Annotated in this window: 17 protein-coding genes; 13 read left to right on the forward strand and 4 right to left on the reverse strand. The window is 70.4% G+C overall.

Annotation, left to right across the window (positions count from 1 at the left end; translation table 11 throughout):
• Positions 1-151 precede the first annotated feature (151 nt).
• Positions 152-448: a DUF4193 domain-containing protein gene (locus AB0C62_RS22540; protein ID WP_003997302.1), complete on the forward strand. Its 297-nt coding sequence runs from the start codon at positions 152-154 to the stop codon at positions 446-448.
• Between the two features lie 13 nt (positions 449-461).
• A complete protein-coding gene (locus AB0C62_RS22545) occupies positions 462-1,370 on the forward strand; it encodes a hypothetical protein (protein ID WP_362975715.1) in 909 nt (302 codons plus the stop codon).
• A gap of 58 nt (positions 1,371-1,428) precedes the next feature.
• On the opposite strand, the gene AB0C62_RS22550 is transcribed toward AB0C62_RS22545, so the two are convergent.
• Positions 1,429-1,920 (reverse strand): DUF3093 domain-containing protein, encoded by a 492-nt coding sequence (locus AB0C62_RS22550; RefSeq protein ID WP_362975717.1) that lies wholly within the window; start codon positions 1,918-1,920, stop codon positions 1,429-1,431.
• A 58-nt stretch (positions 1,921-1,978) separates the two neighbouring features.
• Between AB0C62_RS22550 and AB0C62_RS22555 the strand changes: the two genes are divergently transcribed.
• The 9 genes from AB0C62_RS22555 (at position 1,979) to AB0C62_RS22595 (ending at position 10,886) form a co-directional block, all read left to right on the forward strand.
• Positions 1,979-2,563, forward strand: a complete 585-nt coding sequence (locus AB0C62_RS22555) for a PaaI family thioesterase (protein WP_362975719.1) — start codon at positions 1,979-1,981, stop codon at positions 2,561-2,563.
• Positions 2,560-3,084, forward strand: coding sequence for a dUTP diphosphatase (gene dut / locus AB0C62_RS22560; protein WP_362975721.1), 525 nt, complete (start codon positions 2,560-2,562; stop codon positions 3,082-3,084). The genes AB0C62_RS22555 and dut overlap by 4 nt, the downstream gene beginning before the upstream one ends.
• A gap of 1 nt (position 3,085) precedes the next feature.
• Positions 3,086-3,850 carry a DUF3710 domain-containing protein gene (locus tag AB0C62_RS22565; protein WP_362975723.1) on the forward strand — a complete coding sequence of 255 codons (765 nt, stop codon included), beginning with the start codon at positions 3,086-3,088 and terminating at the stop codon, positions 3,848-3,850.
• A gap of 246 nt (positions 3,851-4,096) precedes the next feature.
• On the forward strand, positions 4,097-5,317 hold the full coding sequence (locus tag AB0C62_RS22570; RefSeq protein WP_362975725.1) for an alginate lyase family protein: 1,221 nt from the start codon (positions 4,097-4,099) through the stop codon (positions 5,315-5,317).
• 95 nt (positions 5,318-5,412) lie between these two features.
• Positions 5,413-6,123 carry an ABC transporter ATP-binding protein gene (locus AB0C62_RS22575; protein WP_362975727.1) on the forward strand — a complete coding sequence of 237 codons (711 nt, stop codon included), beginning with the start codon at positions 5,413-5,415 and terminating at the stop codon, positions 6,121-6,123.
• A 182-nt stretch (positions 6,124-6,305) separates the two neighbouring features.
• Positions 6,306-8,849 carry an ATP-binding protein gene (locus AB0C62_RS22580; RefSeq protein ID WP_362975729.1) on the forward strand — a complete coding sequence of 848 codons (2,544 nt, stop codon included), beginning with the start codon at positions 6,306-6,308 and terminating at the stop codon, positions 8,847-8,849.
• Positions 8,846-9,529, forward strand: a complete 684-nt coding sequence (locus tag AB0C62_RS22585) for a response regulator (RefSeq protein ID WP_164375168.1) — start codon at positions 8,846-8,848, stop codon at positions 9,527-9,529. The genes AB0C62_RS22580 and AB0C62_RS22585 overlap by 4 nt, the downstream gene beginning before the upstream one ends.
• Before the next feature lie 196 nt (positions 9,530-9,725).
• Positions 9,726-10,124 (forward strand): OB-fold nucleic acid binding domain-containing protein, encoded by a 399-nt coding sequence (locus tag AB0C62_RS22590; protein WP_081219859.1) that lies wholly within the window; start codon positions 9,726-9,728, stop codon positions 10,122-10,124.
• 3 nt (positions 10,125-10,127) lie between these two features.
• Positions 10,128-10,886: a DUF3159 domain-containing protein gene (locus AB0C62_RS22595; RefSeq protein WP_362975731.1), complete on the forward strand. Its 759-nt coding sequence runs from the start codon at positions 10,128-10,130 to the stop codon at positions 10,884-10,886.
• Positions 10,887-11,083: 197 nt separating this feature from the next.
• On the opposite strand, the gene AB0C62_RS22600 is transcribed toward AB0C62_RS22595, so the two are convergent.
• Together AB0C62_RS22600 and AB0C62_RS22605 are read right to left on the reverse strand one after the other, a co-directional pair.
• Positions 11,084-11,761: a TrkA family potassium uptake protein gene (locus AB0C62_RS22600; RefSeq protein WP_362975733.1), complete on the reverse strand. Its 678-nt coding sequence runs from the start codon at positions 11,759-11,761 to the stop codon at positions 11,084-11,086.
• Positions 11,761-12,432 carry a TrkA family potassium uptake protein gene (locus AB0C62_RS22605; protein ID WP_362975735.1) on the reverse strand — a complete coding sequence of 224 codons (672 nt, stop codon included), beginning with the start codon at positions 12,430-12,432 and terminating at the stop codon, positions 11,761-11,763. The genes AB0C62_RS22600 and AB0C62_RS22605 overlap by 1 nt, the downstream gene beginning before the upstream one ends.
• A 424-nt stretch (positions 12,433-12,856) precedes the next feature.
• On the opposite strand from AB0C62_RS22605, the gene AB0C62_RS22610 reads away from it, so the two are divergent.
• Positions 12,857-14,905, forward strand: a complete 2,049-nt coding sequence (locus AB0C62_RS22610; RefSeq protein WP_362975737.1) for an APC family permease — start codon at positions 12,857-12,859, stop codon at positions 14,903-14,905.
• 174 nt (positions 14,906-15,079) lie between these two features.
• Positions 15,080-16,408, forward strand: coding sequence for a class I SAM-dependent RNA methyltransferase (locus AB0C62_RS22615; RefSeq protein ID WP_362975739.1), 1,329 nt, complete (start codon positions 15,080-15,082; stop codon positions 16,406-16,408).
• A gap of 99 nt (positions 16,409-16,507) precedes the next feature.
• Here the strand turns inward: AB0C62_RS22615 and AB0C62_RS22620 are convergent, their stop codons facing one another.
• Entirely contained in the window at positions 16,508-16,861 is a 354-nt protein-coding gene (locus AB0C62_RS22620; protein WP_362975741.1) for a PRC-barrel domain-containing protein, read from the reverse strand.
• Positions 16,862-17,261: the final 400 nt, after the last annotated feature.

Below are 17,261 nucleotides of genomic sequence, written 5' to 3' on the forward strand. Positions count from 1 at the left end.
GCCGATCACTCATGGGGAGTCCGGTTGGGTGTCGATTGAGTAACAGACCTTGATGTGAGGCAAAATCTCCGCCTCAGGTCGGGCACAAGTCCGGCCTCTCACGCGTTACGTGCGTCGAGACACCGCAGACACCCAGAGGGGGAGAGCTGACATGGCAACGGATTACGACACCCCACGCAAGACCGACGACGACGTCGACTCGGACAGCCTTGAAGAACTGAAGGCTCGCCGGAACGACAAGTCCACGTCGTCCGTCGACGTAGACGAGTTCGAGGCCGCAGAAGGCCTGGAGCTGCCCGGAGCGGACCTCTCGAACGAAGAGCTGGCCGTCCGGGTGCTGCCCAAGCAGCAGGACGAGTTCACTTGCATGAGCTGCTTCCTGGTGCACCACCGCAGTCAGCTGGCCCGCGAGAAGAACGGCCAGCCGATCTGCCGCGACTGCGACTGAGGCAGGGTCGGCCGTGACTGGCTCGACCCCTCCTTGGAAGCGCCGCTTCCCCAGGGGAGCGGACGGAGGGCCCCACGAGGGCCCTGAAGGCGTGCGTGACGACGAGCGGGGCTCTTCCGAACAGGGATCAGCCTCGCTCGACCGAGCGGGCGCCACAGGCGACCTGACGGCCTCGCCGGACACACCCGCACCCGCCGCGAGGCGGCGTGTGGCGGCGGTCCGGGACGGGGTCAAGAAGGGCGTCCAGAAGAGCGGCAGCCGGGCCAGGGCGGGCCTGGCGTATCTCGCCGACCGGATCATCGATCTCGCCCCGCGCGTTCCCGTACGGGACCTCGCGACCCTCCGCAAGCAGTTCCCGGGCCTCGGGCCCGAAGAACTCGCGGACAAGCTCGTGGCGGGCGCCGCCGCCGCGACCTCCACCGTCGGTGCCGGAGTCGGCGCCGCCGCCATGCTGCCGGTGCCGCCTGCCATGCCCACCGAGCTGGCCGCCGAGATCACCGGCGTCGCCGCGATCGAACTCAAACTGATCGCCGAACTCCACGAGGTCTACGGTCTCAGGCCGCCCGGCAACCTCAAGCAGCGCAGCACCGCGTACCTGAACTCCTGGTCGGGCGAGCGCGGGATCGACGTGACGAAGCCCGTGACGATCAACGCCGCGCTCGGCGGTCAGATGAAGCGCGAGCTGCGCCAGCAGATCATGAAGCGGACGGTCCGCGACTTGCCGAACCTGATGCCGTTCATGGTCGGCGCCGCCGTCGGAGCGGTGATGAACCGCCGGGACACCAAGCGTCTGGCGGGCCACATCCGCAAGGACCTGCGCAAGATGCAGGTGCCGTGGGAGGACCTCCCGGAGCTTCCTCCGCTGGAGGAGCCGGCCGATCCGCTGCGGATCGGCGAGATCCCCAAAGAGCTGGGGCACTGACGATCGGACGCCGAGAGCGTTCCCCCAGGGCCTGTCCGTCCGGATCAGGCCCTGGCGATCATTCGTGCGGCGCGCGAGGCGTGGCAGGCCGGTCCGACGCACGCGCCGCCTCCAGGGCGGCGATCAGACGCTCCGGCTCCCGGGTCGACAGGTACAGGTACGGCGTCGGGTCCGCCGGGTCGGTCACCTGGACGCGCAGGGCCGTCGGGATGTACGAGCGCAGGAGCATGAAGGCGCGGGTGTCGGCCTTGTACGTGCGCCAGGCGCGCGCCTCCTCCTGATCCAGGATCTCCGCGTCGCCGAGGGCCGCCACGGGGATCCTCGCGTCGCCGGCGATGAGCGCGTCACCGACCACCCGGATGCGGATCGAGCCGTACGCACTGGCCGCGACCGCCGCCACGGCGGTGCCACCGACCAGGGCTCCCAGCATCGGCAGGGTGCCGAACGGGAGGAACACGAGGGCCATCGCCAGCCCGACCAGGAAGCTGATCACCCACCACGACCGGGGTGCGGTGAGGCGTTCTTCGTACGGGGATGCGGAGAGCTGCATGAAGCCAAGCTTGGCACGGTGCGAGGACTTGGTGGACGCGCGGGTAAGGTCTGCGCCTGTGAGTGGTACTTCCGCAGCTCTGACGCCTCCCGCCGACGCCGTCGCGCCGGTGCGGCACCCCGACGCGCCCGCTCCCGGTGAGCCGCTCGGAGCACACTACGAACACTGTTTCGGGTGCGGTGGGGGACAGCCCCACGGGCTCCATCTGGAGGCCCGCGCGGGTGACGGTGTCCGCATCACGGCGGAGTTCACCGTGCGGCCCGTGCACCAGGGCGCCCCCGGTCTCGCGCACGGTGGTGTCCTCGCCACCGCGCTGGACGAGACGCTCGGCTCCCTGAACTGGCTGCTGCGGACGATCGCCGTGACCGGGCGGCTGGAGACCGACTTCGTCCGCCCCGTCCCCGTCGACACGGTGCTGTATCTGGAGGCCGAGGTCACCGCGGTGGCCGGCCGGAAGATCTACTGCACCGCCACCGGTCGGATCGGCGGTCCCGACGGACCCGTCGCCGTCCGCGCCGACGCCCTGTTCGTCGAGGTGAAGGTCGACCACTTCATCGACAACGGACGCCCGGAGGAGATCCGGGCCGCCATGAACGACCCGGACCAGATCCGGCGAGCCCGTGCCTTCGAGGTGAACCCGTGACCCGTGACCCCCGTCCCGAACTCGACGTGCTGATCCGCCGCGTCGACCCGGACGTCCCGCTTCCCGAGTACGCGCTCCCCGGTGACGCCGGAGCCGATCTCCGGACCACCGAGAGCCGCGAGCTGAAGCCCGGCGAACGGGCCGTCCTGCCGACGGGCGTGTCCATCGCGCTGCCCGAGGGGTACGCGGCCTTCGTGCACCCGCGCTCCGGCCTCGCCGCCCGCTGCGGCGTCGCCCTCGTGAATGCCCCGGGGACGGTTGATGCCGGGTACCGTGGGGAGATCAAGGTGATCGTGGTGAATCTCGACCCGCACGAGTCGGTGCGGTTCGAGCGCTTCGACCGGATTGCTCAACTGGTCGTCCAGCAGGTCGAGAAGGTTCGCTTCCGGGAGGTCGCGGAACTCCCCGACTCGGCGCGGGCCGCAGCGGGCTTCGGGTCCACCGGCGGCCATGCCGTCGTGGACAGCACAACGGGTGGGAATCGATACGCATCGGTCGTATCCGACCGGGAAGGACAGTGACGTGTTCGGACGTCGCAAGAAGGGCAGTGCCGCCGAGGACGCGGCGGGCGAGGCCGAGCAGGTCGTCGACGGCGTCGACGCTGGGACGGACGAGAACGAGGGCCGCGAGCGCGTGCGCCTCGAACCCGAGCCGCGCCCCGATGGACCCTGGGACGGCACCGAGGTCCGCGACCCCTCCGAGGGCCGTGTGGACCTGGGTGGCCTCTTCGTGCCCGGAGTGGACGGCATGGAGCTGCGTGTCGAGGTCGCGGGTGACGCGATCGTCGCCGCGACCGTCGTCCTGAAGGACAGCGCCGTGCAGCTGCAGGCCTTCGCCGCTCCCAAGCGCGAGGGCATCTGGGGCGAGGTGCGCGAGGAGATCGCCTCCGGGATCACCCAGCAGGGCGGGGTCATCGACGAGGTCGAGGGCCCGCTGGGCTGGGAGCTGCGGGCCCAGGTGCCCGTGCAGCTGCCGGACGGCACGGGCGGTTTCCAGGTCGTGCGCTTCGTCGGTGTGGACGGCCCCCGCTGGTTCCTGCGGGGAGTCATCTCCGGGCAGGGCGCGGTGCAGCCACAGGCCGCCGGACTGCTGGAGCAGATCTTCCGGGACACGGTTGTCGTGCGTGGTGAGGGTCCGATGGCCCCCCGTGACCCGATCGTCCTGAAGCTGCCGAACGACGCGCAGATGGTCCCCGAGGGTGTCCAGCAGGAGGAGCAGAGCGGTTCCCGCTTCTCCGGCGGCATGGGACAGCTGCAGCGCGGACCGGAGATCACCGAGGTTCGCTAGCCGGTCATCAGGCGGGCCGCATCCCCAGCGGATGCGGCCCTTTCCTGTGTCCGGGGTTCCGGTGGGTATCCCGACCGTGCCGGCCCTCCCAGGCTGTCCCCATCAAGTTCTCGTACAGGAACGGCAGTTGAGCAGCGGGTCTTTCTTCAGGCCTTGACGGAAGTCTGGTCCGTACCTATGGTCACCGGCCAGCGCACATGTTCAGCATTCCATGCGTCGTTCACATACAAGAACGGATGGCTCTGCATGTCCGACACCCCCACACCCCGGCGCCGCCGACGGCGTCCCGCGTTCCTCGTCCTGGCGGCCGCAGCGACCGCCGCGCTCGTGGGAACGCTCCTGTCCGGTCCCGGCGCCCACCGTGCCGAGGCCGCGCCCGCCACCTTCGTCCATCCCGGAGTCACCGTCTCCAAGGGCCAGTTGGACTTCGCCCGCACCCAGGTGCTGGCCGGCGCGCAGCCCTGGAAGGGCGCCTACGACCAGATGATGGGGAGCAAGTACGCCTCGCTCACCCGGACCCCCGCACCGCGTGCCACGGTCGAGTGCGGCTCGTACTCCAACCCCAACTACGGCTGTACGGACGAGCGCGAGGACGCCATCGCCGCGTACACCGACGCGCTCGCCTGGTACGTCACCCGCGACGAGCGGTACGCGAAGAAGGCCATCGAGCTGATGGACGCCTGGTCCGCGGTGATCAAGGACCACACCAACAGCAACGCGCCCCTGCAGACCGGCTGGGCCGGCTCCTCCTGGCCCAAGGCCGCCGAGATCATCAAGTACACGTACACCGGATCCTGGGCCAACTCCGGCCGCTTCGCGACCATGCTGCGCACGGTGTACCTGCCCGAGATCATCAACGGCTCCAACTCCAACGGGAACTGGGAGCTGTCGATGATGGAGGCCGCCGTCGGCATCTCCGTCTTCCTTGAGGACAAGACGTCGTACGACAAGGCCATGGCGAAGTTCCGGACGCGCACCGCGGCGTACGTGTACCTGTCCACCGACGGCTCCGTGCCCAAGACGGTGCCGAGCCAGAACCTCGACACCACGGCGAAGATCGTCAGCTACTGGCAGGGACAGTCCACCTTCGTCACCGGGCTCACCCAGGAGACCTGCCGCGACTTCACGCACACCGGCTACGGCATCTCCGCCATCTCGCACATCGCCGAGACCAGCCGGATCCAGGGCCAGGACCTGTACGGCACCGACGTGGGGGAGCGGCTGCGCCAGGCGCTCGGCTTCCAGGCGAAGTACCAGCTGGGGGCGGCCGTCCCGAGCTCCCTGTGCGGCGGCTCGCTCAACCTCGGGCTCGGCCCGGTCACCGAGGTCGGCTACAACGCGCTCCACAACCGCCTGGGCATCGCCATGACCAACACCCAGAACCTCACCCAGCAGAACCGCCCGGCCGGCAGCAACAACCTGTTCGTCGCCTGGGAGACCCTGACGCACGGCGACAATCCCGCGTGAACCGAAACGGGGGTCTCGTGCGATGAACCATTGAGGGACCGGGCGTCGGGTCGCGATACTGGCGCCCGGTCCACGGGGGATCACGGGGAGGGAACATGAGCCAGATCGTCACCGGTGCGGGCACCGCCACCGACACCATGCTGCGCGTCGAGAACGTCCACCGCACGTTCGGCACCGGGGCCGCCGCCGTGCACGCGCTGCGCGGCGTCTCCTTCGACGTGCCGCGCGGAGAACTCGTCGCCCTTAAGGGCCGCTCCGGCTCGGGCAAGACCACCCTGCTCAACGTGGTCGGAGGACTCGACTCGCCGGACGAGGGACACGTCGTCGTGGACGGCCTCGACCTCTCCACGCTCGACGAGGGCGGTCTGCTCGGCCTGCGTCGCGACCGCATCGGCTTCGTCTTCCAGTCCTTCGGCCTGATCCCCATCCTCACCGCCGCGGAGAACGTCGGGGTGCCGCTGCGGCTGCGCCGGGCCGCGACCCGCGAGCGTGAGGAGCGCGTCAAGCTGCTGCTCTCCCTCGTCGGCCTCGCCGACCACGCGGCCCAGCGCCCCGGGGAGCTGTCCGGCGGCCAGCAGCAGCGCGTGGCCATCGCCCGCGCCCTGGCCAACGAGCCGGCCCTGCTCATAGCCGACGAGCCCACCGGCCAGCTGGACGCGGAGACCGGCCACGCCGTGATGGAGCTGATGCGCGCCGTCGTCCACAGCCAGCAGGTGACCGCCCTGGTCGCCACCCACGACGCGACCCTGCTGGACCTCGCCGACCGGGTGCTGGAGCTGAGCGACGGCGAGCTGATCGAGCACTAGGGGGCGGCGCCCGGGTCTCACCTGGTCACGCGCCGTAGGGGTCGGTACGCCGCGCGCGGCCGTGCGGGCATCAGGGTTGCGTCAAGGACGTCCTCCGACCGGCCTCTCGTCCCCTTTGCCGGAATTCTTGGCCGTAAGGTCGACGCTGCGTACACGGCGGTGACAGGAAGACAATAGGGCTCATGGGACGCGGAAAGCTTCGGATCTACCTCGGTGCGGCACCGGGCGTCGGCAAGACGTACGCGATGCTCTCCGAGGCGCACCGCCGCGTCGAGCGCGGGACCGACTGTGTGGTGGCGTTCGTCGAGCACCACCACCGACCCCGCACCGAGGTGATGCTGCACGGTCTGGAGCAGGTCCCGCGTCGGGAGCTGGAGTACCGGGGCGGCACCTTCACCGAGATGGACGTCGACGCGGTGCTCCACCGCGCCCCCGCCGTCGCCCTGGTGGACGAACTGGCCCATACGAACGTCCCCGGCTCGCGCAACGCCAAGCGCTGGCAGGACGTGGAGGAACTGCTCGCCGCCGGCATCGACGTCGTCTCCACCGTCAACATCCAGCACCTGGAGTCACTCGGCGATGTCGTCGAGTCGATAACGGGCGTGCGGCAGCGGGAGACCGTGCCCGACGAGGTGGTCCGGCGGGCCGACCAGATCGAGCTGGTCGACATGTCGCCACCCGCGCTCCGTCGCCGTATGGCCCACGGCAACATCTACAAGTCGGACAAGGTCGACGCCGCGCTGTCCAACTACTTCCGACCGGGCAACCTCACGGCCCTGCGCGAGCTGGCGCTGCTCTGGGTCGCCGACCGGGTCGACGAGTACCTGACCGAGTACCGCAGCGAGCACCGGGTCTCCAAGATCTGGGGTTCACGGGAGCGGATCGTCGTCGGACTGACCGGCGGTCCCGAGGGGCGGACGCTGATCCGGCGGGCCGCGCGGCTCGCCGAGAAGGGCGCCGGAGGCGAGGTGATGGCCGTCTACATCGCGCGCAGCGACGGGCTGACCGCCGCCTCACCGAAGGAGCTGGCTCTCCAGCGCACCCTGGTCGAGGACCTCGGCGGCACCTTCCACCACGTGGTGGGCGACGACATACCGGCCTCCCTGCTGGACTTCGCGCGCGGAGTCAACGCCACCCAGATCGTCCTCGGCTCCTCGCGCCGCAAGACCTGGCAGTACGTCTTCGGGCCGGGCGTCGGTGTCACCGTCGCCCGCGAGTCGGGACCCGACCTGGACGTCCACATCGTCACCCACGAAGAGGTCGCCAAGGGCCGGGGACTGCCCGTGGCACGCGGGGCCCGGCTCGGGCGCTCCCGGATCATCTGGGGCTGGCTGGTCGGAGTGGGCGGCCCGGTGGTGCTGGCGCTGCTGCTGAACACCATCGACCTCGGCCTCGCCAACGACATGCTGCTCTTCCTGGCCGTCACGGTCGCGGCCGCCCTGCTCGGCGGGCTCCTCCCGGCGCTCGCCTCGGCCGCCTTCGGATCCCTGCTCCTGAACTACTTCTACACACCCCCCCTGCACCGGCTGACGGTCGCCGACCCGAAGAACATCGTCGCCATCGTGATCTTCGTGGGCGTCGCCGTCTCCGTCGCCTCGGTGGTGGACCTGGCGGCCCGCCGCACGCACCAGGCGGCGCGGCTGCGCGCCGAGTCGGAGATCCTCTCCTTCCTCGCGGGCAGCGTGCTGCGCGGCGAGACCAGCCTGGAGGCCCTGCTGGAGCGGGTCCGTGAGACGTTCGCGATGGAGTCCGTCGCGCTGCTGGAGCGGGTGAACGACGTCGAACCGTGGACCTGCGCCGGCAGCGTCGGACCGGACCCCTCGGCCCGGCCCGAGGACGCGGACGTCGACATGCCCGTCGGCGACCACATGGCGCTCGCCCTGTCCGGGCGGGTGCTGCCGGCCTCCGACCGCCGGGTACTGGCGGCCTTCGCCGCCCAGGCCGCGGTCGTGCTCGACCGCCAGCGCCTCCAGCACGAGGCCGACCAGGCCAAGGAACTGGCCGAGGGCAACCGCATCCGCACCGCCCTGCTGGCCGCCGTCAGCCACGACCTGCGCACCCCGCTCGCCGGGATCAAGGCCTCGGTGTCGTCCCTGCGCTCGGACGACGTCGCCTGGTCCGAGGAGGACCAGGCCGAACTCCTGGAAGGCATCGAGGACGGCGCCGACCGTCTCGACCACCTCGTGGGCAACCTGCTGGACATGTCCCGGCTCCAGACCGGCACCGTCGCCCCGCTGATCCGCGAGATCGACCTCGACGAGGTGGTCCCCATGGCACTCGGCGGTGTTCCCGAGGACAGCGTGGACCTGGAGATCCCCGAGAGCCTGCCGATGGTCGCCGTCGACGCCGGACTCCTGGAGCGTGCCGTCGCCAACCTCGTCGAGAACGCCGTCAAGTACAGCCCCCTCGACAAGCGGGTCCTGGTCGCCGCGAGCGCCATCGCCGACCGGGTCGAGGTCCGGGTGGTCGACCGCGGCCCCGGCGTTCCGGACGAGGCCAAGGACCGTATCTTCGCGCCCTTCCAGCGCTACGGGGACGCCCCGCGCGGCAACGGCGTGGGCCTCGGTCTCGCCGTCGCCCGCGGCTTCGCCGAGGCGATGGGCGGCACCCTGAACGCCGAGGACACCCCCGGCGGCGGACTCACCATGGTGCTCACGCTGCGGGCCGTGGCCCGCAGGCCCGACGTGGCCGCCCCGTCAGCAGTAGCAGAAAGGCAGGTCTCATGACCCGGGTCCTCGTGGTCGACGACGAGCCGCAGATCACCCGAGCCCTCGTGATCAACCTGAAGGCACGCAAGTACGAGGTCGACGCGGCCCCCGACGGAGCCACCGCGCTGCAGCTCGCCGCCGCCCGGCACCCCGATGTCATCGTCCTCGACCTCGGCCTGCCCGACATGGACGGCGTCGAGGTGATCAGGGGGCTGCGCGGCTGGACCCGGGTGCCGATCCTGGTGCTGTCCGCCCGGCACTCCTCCGACGAGAAGGTCGAGGCGCTCGACGCGGGCGCCGACGACTACGTCACCAAGCCCTTCGGCATGGACGAGCTGCTCGCCCGGCTGCGCGCCGCCGTCCGCCGCGCGGAGCCCACCGGGGGCGGCGAGGACGACGTGATCGTGGAGACCGCGGGGTTCACCGTCGACCTGGCCGCGAAGAAGGTGCACCGCGACGGCCGGGACGTCCGTCTCACCCCCACCGAGTGGCACCTGCTGGAGGTCCTGGTCCGCAACACGGGCCGGCTCGTCAGCCAGAAGCAGCTGCTCCAGGAGGTCTGGGGGCCGTCGTACGGGACGGAGACCAACTACCTGAGGGTCTACATGGCCCAGCTGCGTCGCAAGCTGGAGGCCGACCCCTCGCACCCCAAGCACTTCATGACCGAGCCGGGGATGGGCTACCGGTTCGAGCGGTGACCCGCCCTCCGGTTCGACGCGTGACGCGTCCGGTGCGCGGGGGCGGGGGAACGCGGGAACGCCGGTGCGGGCGATGACGCGCGCGCATGTACGGAACGTGACGCCGTCGGTGGTCCCGGCGACCTCCGAAGGCCCCGGTTCGCCACCGGGGAAGCGTGGGTACGTAGGTGTCAACGCTCACCGGTAGGCTTTCGGTATGAGTGCTGTTCCTCGTTCCGAAAAGCCGGCGGGCCGGTTCCGGCGCATGATGGACCGGCTCTCCTCGACCCAGGAGGACCTGGAGTCCGAGGAGCTGCGGGAGGACACCGCGACCGCGGGCTGCACCCGTATCGGCGACTGCCAGGACCGGCAGATCGTCACGGTTACTGGTACCTTGCGCACGGTCACTCTGCGGCCACGGGCCGGTGTCCCGGCCCTGGAGGCCGAGCTGTTCGACGGCTCGGCCGCCCTGGACGTGGTCTGGCTCGGCCGCCGCTCCATCGTCGGCATCGAGCCCGGGCGCAAGCTCATCGCATCCGGCCGCATCTCGATGAGCCGGGGCCGTAGGGTGCTGTTCAATCCGAAGTACGAACTCAGACCGCTCGGACGGGAGTAGCCGGTGACGTCGCTCGACAAGCCGACCGAAGACCCCCAGCAGGATTCCAGGGCGGTGACGGAGGCCGCACTCTTCGAGGCCTTCGGCGGCGTGCGCGGCATGGTCGAGACGGTGGTGCCCGGCCTGCTCTTCGTCACCATCTTCACGATCAACAAGGATCTGCACTGGTCGGCCATCGCCGCCCTCGCCGTGTCCCTGCTGCTCGTCGCGGTCCGCCTGGTGCGGCGCGACACCGTGAAGCACGCCTTCAGCGGCGTCTTCGGCGTCGCCTTCGGCGTGGTCTTCGCGATGATGACTGGCAACGCCAAGGACTTCTACCTGCCGGGCATGCTCTACACGCTCGGACTCGCCGTCGCCTACATCGTCACGACCCTCGCGGGCGTCCCGCTGATCGGCCTGATCCTCGGCCCGGTCTTCAAGGAGAACCTCTCCTGGCGCACCCGCAATCCCGGCCGCAAGAAGGCGTACGCGAAGGCCAGTTGGGCCTGGGGCCTGATCCTGCTCGCCAAGTGCGCGGTGCTCTTCCCGCTCTACTGGTGGGGCGACACCACCCAGTTCGGCTGGGTGCTCATCGCCCTGAAGATCCCGCCGTTCCTGCTCGCCGTCTGGCTGACCTGGGTCTTCCTCGCCAAGGCGCCGCCGCCCATCGACGTGTTCGCGGAGATGGAGGCCGAGGAGAAGGCCGAGAAGGAGCGCAAGGCCGCCCTGGCCGAGGAGCGCGGCGAGAGTGCCGCCCCGGCCCGCCACCGCCGCGAGGCGTAAGTACTCCCCGTAGGCACTTCCCGAGAGCACTCCCCGAGCGGACGAAGCGCACCGGCGGCACACGCGGGGAAGCCCGCACCGCACGCCGTACGGGGAAGCCCGCTCCGCACACCGGGACGCTCGCACCGGTGCCTCCACGACGATGGGGGCGCCCGGAGATTCTCCGGGCGCCCCCATCGTCGTACCGCGAGCGGCCGCTAGTTCGACGCGTCCTCGCGGCGCACCGACAGCAGGTCCTCCAGCTGCTCCTCGCGGGCCTGGGCGGCCACGAAGAGCAGTTCGTCGCCGGCCTCCAGGGCGTCCTCCCGGGAGGGCGTCAGGACGCGGGTGCCGCGGATGATGGTCACCAGGGAGGTGTCCTCGGGCCACTCGACGTCACCGACGGTCGTGCCGGCCAGGGCGGACTCCGGCGGCAGGGTCAGCTCCACGAGGTTGGCGTCGCCGTGGCTGAAGCGGAGCAGCCGCACCAGGTCGCCGACGCTGACGGCCTCCTCGACGAGGGCCGACATCAGGCGCGGGGTGGAGACGGCGACGTCCACGCCCCACGACTCGTTGAAGAGCCACTCGTTCTTGGGGTTGTTCACCCGGGCGACGACGCGGGGGACCCCGTACTCGGTCTTCGCGAGCAGGGAGACGACGAGGTTGACCTTGTCGTCACCCGTGGCCGCGATCACCACGTTGCAGCGCTGGAGCGCGGCCTCGTCCAGGGAGGTGATCTCGCAGGCGTCGGCGAGCAGCCACTCCGCCTGCGGGACGCGCTCGACCGAGATGGCGGTCGGAGCCTTGTCGATCAGCAGGATCTCGTGGCCGTTCTCCAGCAGTTCGCCCGCGATCGAGCGGCCCACGGCACCGGCACCGGCAATGGCGACCCTCATCAGTGACCCGCCTCTTCCTCAGGGCCCTTGGCGAACGCCGCCTCGACCTTGTCCACCTCGTCGGTGCGCATCATCACGTGCACCAGGTCGCCCTCCTGGAGGACCGTCTGCGAGGTCGGCAGGACCGCCTCGCCCAGCCGGGTGAGGAACGCGACGCGGACGCCGGTCTCCTCCTGGAGCCGGCTGATCTTGTGGCCCACCCAGGTGGAGGAGGTGTGCACCTCGGCGAGCTGGACGCCGCCGGTGGGGTCGCGCCACAGCGGCTCGGCGCCCGAGGGCAGCAGCCGGCGGAGCATCTGGTCGGCCGTCCAGCGGACCGTGGCGACGGTCGGGATGCCCAGGCGCTGGTAGACCTCGGCGCGGCGCGGGTCGTAGATGCGCGCCGCGACGTTCTCGATGCCGAAGTTCTCGCGGGCCACGCGGGCGGCGATGATGTTCGAGTTGTCACCGCTGGAGACGGCGGCGAAGGCGCCCGCCTCCTCGATGCCCGCCTCGCGCAGGGTGTCCTGGTCGAAGCCGACTCCGGTGACGCGACGGCCGCCGAACCCGGAGCCCAGCCGACGGAAGGCGGTGGGGTCCTGGTCGATCACGGCGACCGTGTGCCCCTGTTGCTCCAGGGTCTGGGCAAGAGCGGAACCCACTCTTCCGCAGCCCATGATGACGATGTGCACGACCGTCCTTCCGGATGTCAATGGTTAGAGCTCGGGCAAACAGGGTCTCAGACCGCCGCCCAAGCTACACACGCGCGGTCACCCGGCGGCACCCCTGTGCAGCGTCGCCTGCGCTTTTTCGCACGGCGGCCGGGAGACGGCGGCGAACGGCGGGTCTCAGCGCCGTGTGATGCTGCGAACACTCGCGAGGGTCAGGATTCCGAGGCCGACCAGTCCGACGGTGGCGCCGATGAGCTCCGGGCTCAGGTGCATGGGTTCTCCAAAGCGGTCAGGGTGCGGGGTTTTGTCATATAGACACGTGAGCCTCCGGGACCACGGAATCCGCAGCCGGAGCGGCCCCCGTTTTCACTCGGAGAGCAGATGGTGAGACGAAGAGGGACGGCGGGTGGGCGGCTGCCAGTTCGAACCCTTACGATCCCCTGTTGTGTCCAAACTGACCGACGTGCCCAAACGGATTCTGATCGGGCGGGCGTTGCGCAGCGACCGGCTGGGCGAAACGCTCCTGCCGAAGCGCATCGCCCTCCCCGTCTTCGCATCCGACCCGCTCTCCTCCGTGGCGTACGCGCCCGGAGAAGTGCTGCTGGTCCTTTCCATCGCGGGCGTGTCGGCCTACCACTTCAGCCCCTGGATCGCGGTCGCGGTCGTCGTGCTGATGTTCACGGTGGTCGCCTCCTACCGCCAGAACGTCCACGCCTACCCGAGCGGCGGCGGCGACTACGAGGTGGCCAACACCAACCTCGGACCGCGGGCCGGCCTCACCGTCGCCAGCGCCCTGCTCGTCGACTACATCCTCACCGTCGCCGTCTCCATCGCCTCCGGCATCGAGAACCTCGGCTCGGCGGTCCCCTTCGTGGTGGAGCACAAGGTCCCCTGCGCGGTCGCGGTCATCATCCTGCTCACGCTGATGAACCTGCGCGGGGTCAAGGAGTCCGGAAAGCTCTTCGCGATCCCGACCTACGTCTTCGTCGCCGGCGTCTTCGTCATGATCGCGTGGGGCGCCTTCCGCGGCCTCGTCCTCGGCGACACCATGCGGGCGCCCACCGCCCAGTACCACATCAAGGCCGAGCACCAGGGGCTCGCGGGCTTCGCCCTCGTCTTCCTGCTGCTGCGCGCCTTCTCCTCCGGCTGTGCCGCCCTCACGGGCGTCGAGGCCATCTCCAACGGCGTCCCCGCCTTCCGCAAGCCGAAGTCGAAGAACGCCGCCACCACGCTCGCGGCGATGGGCCTGCTCGCCGTCACCATGTTCTGCGGCATCATCGCCCTCGCCATGGTCACCAAGGTGCGCATGGCCGAGAACCCCGCCACCGACCTGATCCACAACGGCATGGCGGTCGGCTCCGGCTACGTCCAGAACCCGGTGATCTCCCAGGTCGGCGAAGCCGTGTTCGGCAAGGACAGCTTCCTGTTCATCGTGCTGGCCGCCGCCACCGCGCTCGTCCTCTTCCTGGCCGCGAACACCGCGTACAACGGCTTCCCGCTGCTCGGCTCGATCCTCGCCCAGGACCGCTACCTGCCGCGCCAGCTGCACACCCGCGGCGACCGTCTCGCCTTCTCGAACGGCATCGTCCTCCTGGCCGGCGCCGCGAGCATGCTCGTCATCATCTACGGGTCCGACTCGACCCGGCTGATCCAGCTCTACATCGTCGGCGTGTTCGTCTCGTTCACGCTCAGCCAGACCGGCATGGTCCGCCACTGGAACCGCCACCTGGCCACCGAGACCGACCAGGCCAAGCGGCGCCACATGGTCCGCTCCCGGGCCATCAACGCCTTCGGCGCCTTCTTCACGGGCCTCGTCCTGGTCGTCGTCCTCGTCACCAAGTTCACGCACGGCGCCTGGGTCGCCCTGCTCGGCATGGTGATCTTCTACGTGACGATGTCCGCGATCCGTAAGCACTACGACCGGGTCGCCGAGGAACTCGCCGCCCCCGAGGGACCGAGCGACGACAGTGTCCGTCCCTCACGCGTCCACTCCGTCGTCCTGGTCTCCAAGATCCACCGCCCCGCGCTGCGCGCCCTCGCCTACGCCAAGCTGCTGCGCTCCGACACCCTCGAAGCGCTCAGCGTCAACGTCGACCCGGCCGAGACCAAGAACCTGCGCGACGAATGGGAGCGGCGCGGCATCGACGTCCCCCTGAAGGTCCTCGACTCGCCCTACCGCGAGATCACCCGGCCCGTCATCGAGTACGTCAAGGGCCTGCGCAAGGAGTCGCCGCGCGACGCCGTCTCCGTGATCATCCCCGAGTACGTGGTCGGCCACTGGTACGAGCACCTGCTGCACAACCAGAGCGCCCTGCGCCTCAAGGGCCGCCTGCTGTTCACGCCCGGCGTCATGGTCACCTCGGTGCCCTACCAGCTGGAGTCCTCCGAGGCCGCGAAGCTGCGCGCCCGCAGGCGCCAGGACTGGAGCGCGCCGGGCGCGGTGCGCCGCGGTCCTGCGCACGAGCGGCCCAAGGAGCCGACCGCCAAGAACTGACGGCGGGCGACAGGTCGAGGCCCCGGCGGGCGAGCACTGCCTGCCGGGGCCGACCTGTGTCCGGGGGCGTGGCGACCGGCCGCCCGACGGGTGCGATCGGCGGGCGCCGGAAGCACGTAGACTGGTCGGCTGTTGTCCGGCCGTACCCCCCATCGCATCTGGAGTCACCCCACCATGCAGGCAGAACCGAAGAAATCGCTGGTGGGGGAGGAGTACGAGGTCGAGATCGGGCCCGTCGCGCACGGCGGGCACTGCATCGCCCGCACGGACGAGGGCCAGGTTCTCTTCGTCCGCCACACGCTGCCCGGTGAGCGCGTCGTCGCCCGCGTGACCGAGGGTGAGGAGGGCGCGCGCTTCCTGCGCGCCGACGCGGTACGGATCGTCGACGCGTCCAAGGACCGCGTCGAGGCGCCCTGCCCGTACGCCGGTCCCGGCCGCTGCGGCGGGTGCGACTGGCAGCACGCCAAGCCGGGTGCGCAGCGCCGCCTGAAGGGCGAGGTCATCGCCGAACAGCTGCAGCGTCTCGCGGGCCTCACGCCCGAGGAGGCCGGCTGGGACGGCACGGTGATGCCCGCCGAGGGCGACAAGCTTCCCGCCGGTGAGGTCCCGGCCTGGCGCACGCGCGTGCAGTACGCGGTCGACGCGGACGGCAACGCCGGTCTGCGCCGCCACCGCTCGCACGAGGTCGAGCCCGTCGAGCGCTGCATGATCGCCGCCGAGGGCGTCACCGAGCTCGGCATCGAGGAGCGCGACTGGGCCGGCATGGTGTCCGTCGACGCGATCGCCGCGACGGGATCACAGGACCGCATGGTCATCCTGGAGCCGCAGCCCGGCGCCCGCCTGCCCCTCGTCGAGCTCGACAAGCCGGCCTCCGTGATGCGGGTCGCCGAACAGGACGGCGGCATCCACCGCGTCCACGGCCGCGCCTTCGTCCGCGAGCGGGCCGACGGCCGCACCTACCGGGTCGGCAGCGGCGGCTTCTGGCAGGTCCACCCGATGGCCGCCGACATGCTCGTCAAGGCCGTCATGCAGGGTCTGCTGCCGCGCAAGGGCGACATGGCCCTCGACCTGTACTGCGGCGTCGGCCTCTTCGCGGGCGCCCTCGCGGACCGCATCGGCGACCAGGGCGCGGTCCTCGGCATCGAGTCGGGCAAGCGCGCGGTCGAGGACGCCCGTCACAACCTGGCGGGCTTCGAGCGCGTCCGCATCGAGCAGGGCAAGGTCGAGGCGGTCCTCCCGCGCACCGGCATCGCCGAGGTCGACCTCATCGTCCTGGACCCGCCCCGCGCGGGCGCCGGCAGGAAGACGGTCGAGCACCTCGTGTCGCTGGGCGCCCGCAAGATCGCGTACGTCGCCTGCGACCCGGCGGCGCTGGCCCGCGACATCGCGTACTTCCGGGACGGCGGATACAAGGTGCGGACGCTGCGCGCGTTCGACCTCTTCCCGATGACCCATCACGTGGAGTGCGTGGCGATTCTGGAGCCGGTGAAGAAGGACGCCTGACCTGTAGACGGTGTCGCGCCCGACGATCGTTCGGGCGTACGAGAGCGGGCCCCGCCGGAGTGTCTCCGGCGGGGCCCGCTCTCTTGGGTGGTGCCGCGGTCAGATGCCGCGCTGCGTCTGGTAGTAGCCGCCGACCTGCTCGTGGTAGCCGGTGTCGCCGACGTGCTTGTCCTTGTCGAACTCCGGGGAGTTCTTGATCTGGTCCTTGGTGAGGGCGACGTGGATCCTGTGCTCGTCCAGGTCGACCGACTGGACGGTCCCGGCCGGGAGCAGGACGTGCTTGCCGAAGATCCATACGCCGGTGTCGACGACGAGGTAGGAGGAGTCGACGTCGTCCGAGTGCTTGTCGACCTTGCCGATGCTGCCGTCGGTGGCCTCGACCTTGAATCCGGTCAGGTCGGTGCCCGCGGTGTAGCCGGTGGTCGGCTGGTAGCCCCAGATGTTGTCACTCATAAAGTACGGCTCCCTCATCGAATTGCGTTGCCTGTCCACGGTCGTGCTGTGGAGGCTTTTCAGGTGTCATCGAATTCGGTGACGTTCCTTCAGGAATTCGGGTTCCCAGGGTTCCTGGACTCACACATCGACTCACACATCCGCGCCGTGCATCGGGCGGACGGCCGGAGGCGGCGTGCTGGAGGGCCATGGTTCCTGGCGTCACGGCGCCTCCGGCCGTTGTGTCCGGCTACCCCGAAACGCAGGAGTCATCCCTTTCGTCCCGTGCGTACCGGGACGCATACATGGGTGGGGCCCGACGCCGTGGCGGACAACCACGGTGACGGCCTGACCGTGCTGCTCGGTCCCTCCTCCGACGTCGGCCGCGCACTCACCGCGGGCCGCCCGGACCGCGCGGCCG

Origin of the sequence: Streptomyces sp. NPDC048643, assembly GCF_040650615.1 — a bacterium.
GTDB lineage: Bacteria > Actinomycetota > Actinomycetes > Streptomycetales > Streptomycetaceae > Streptomyces.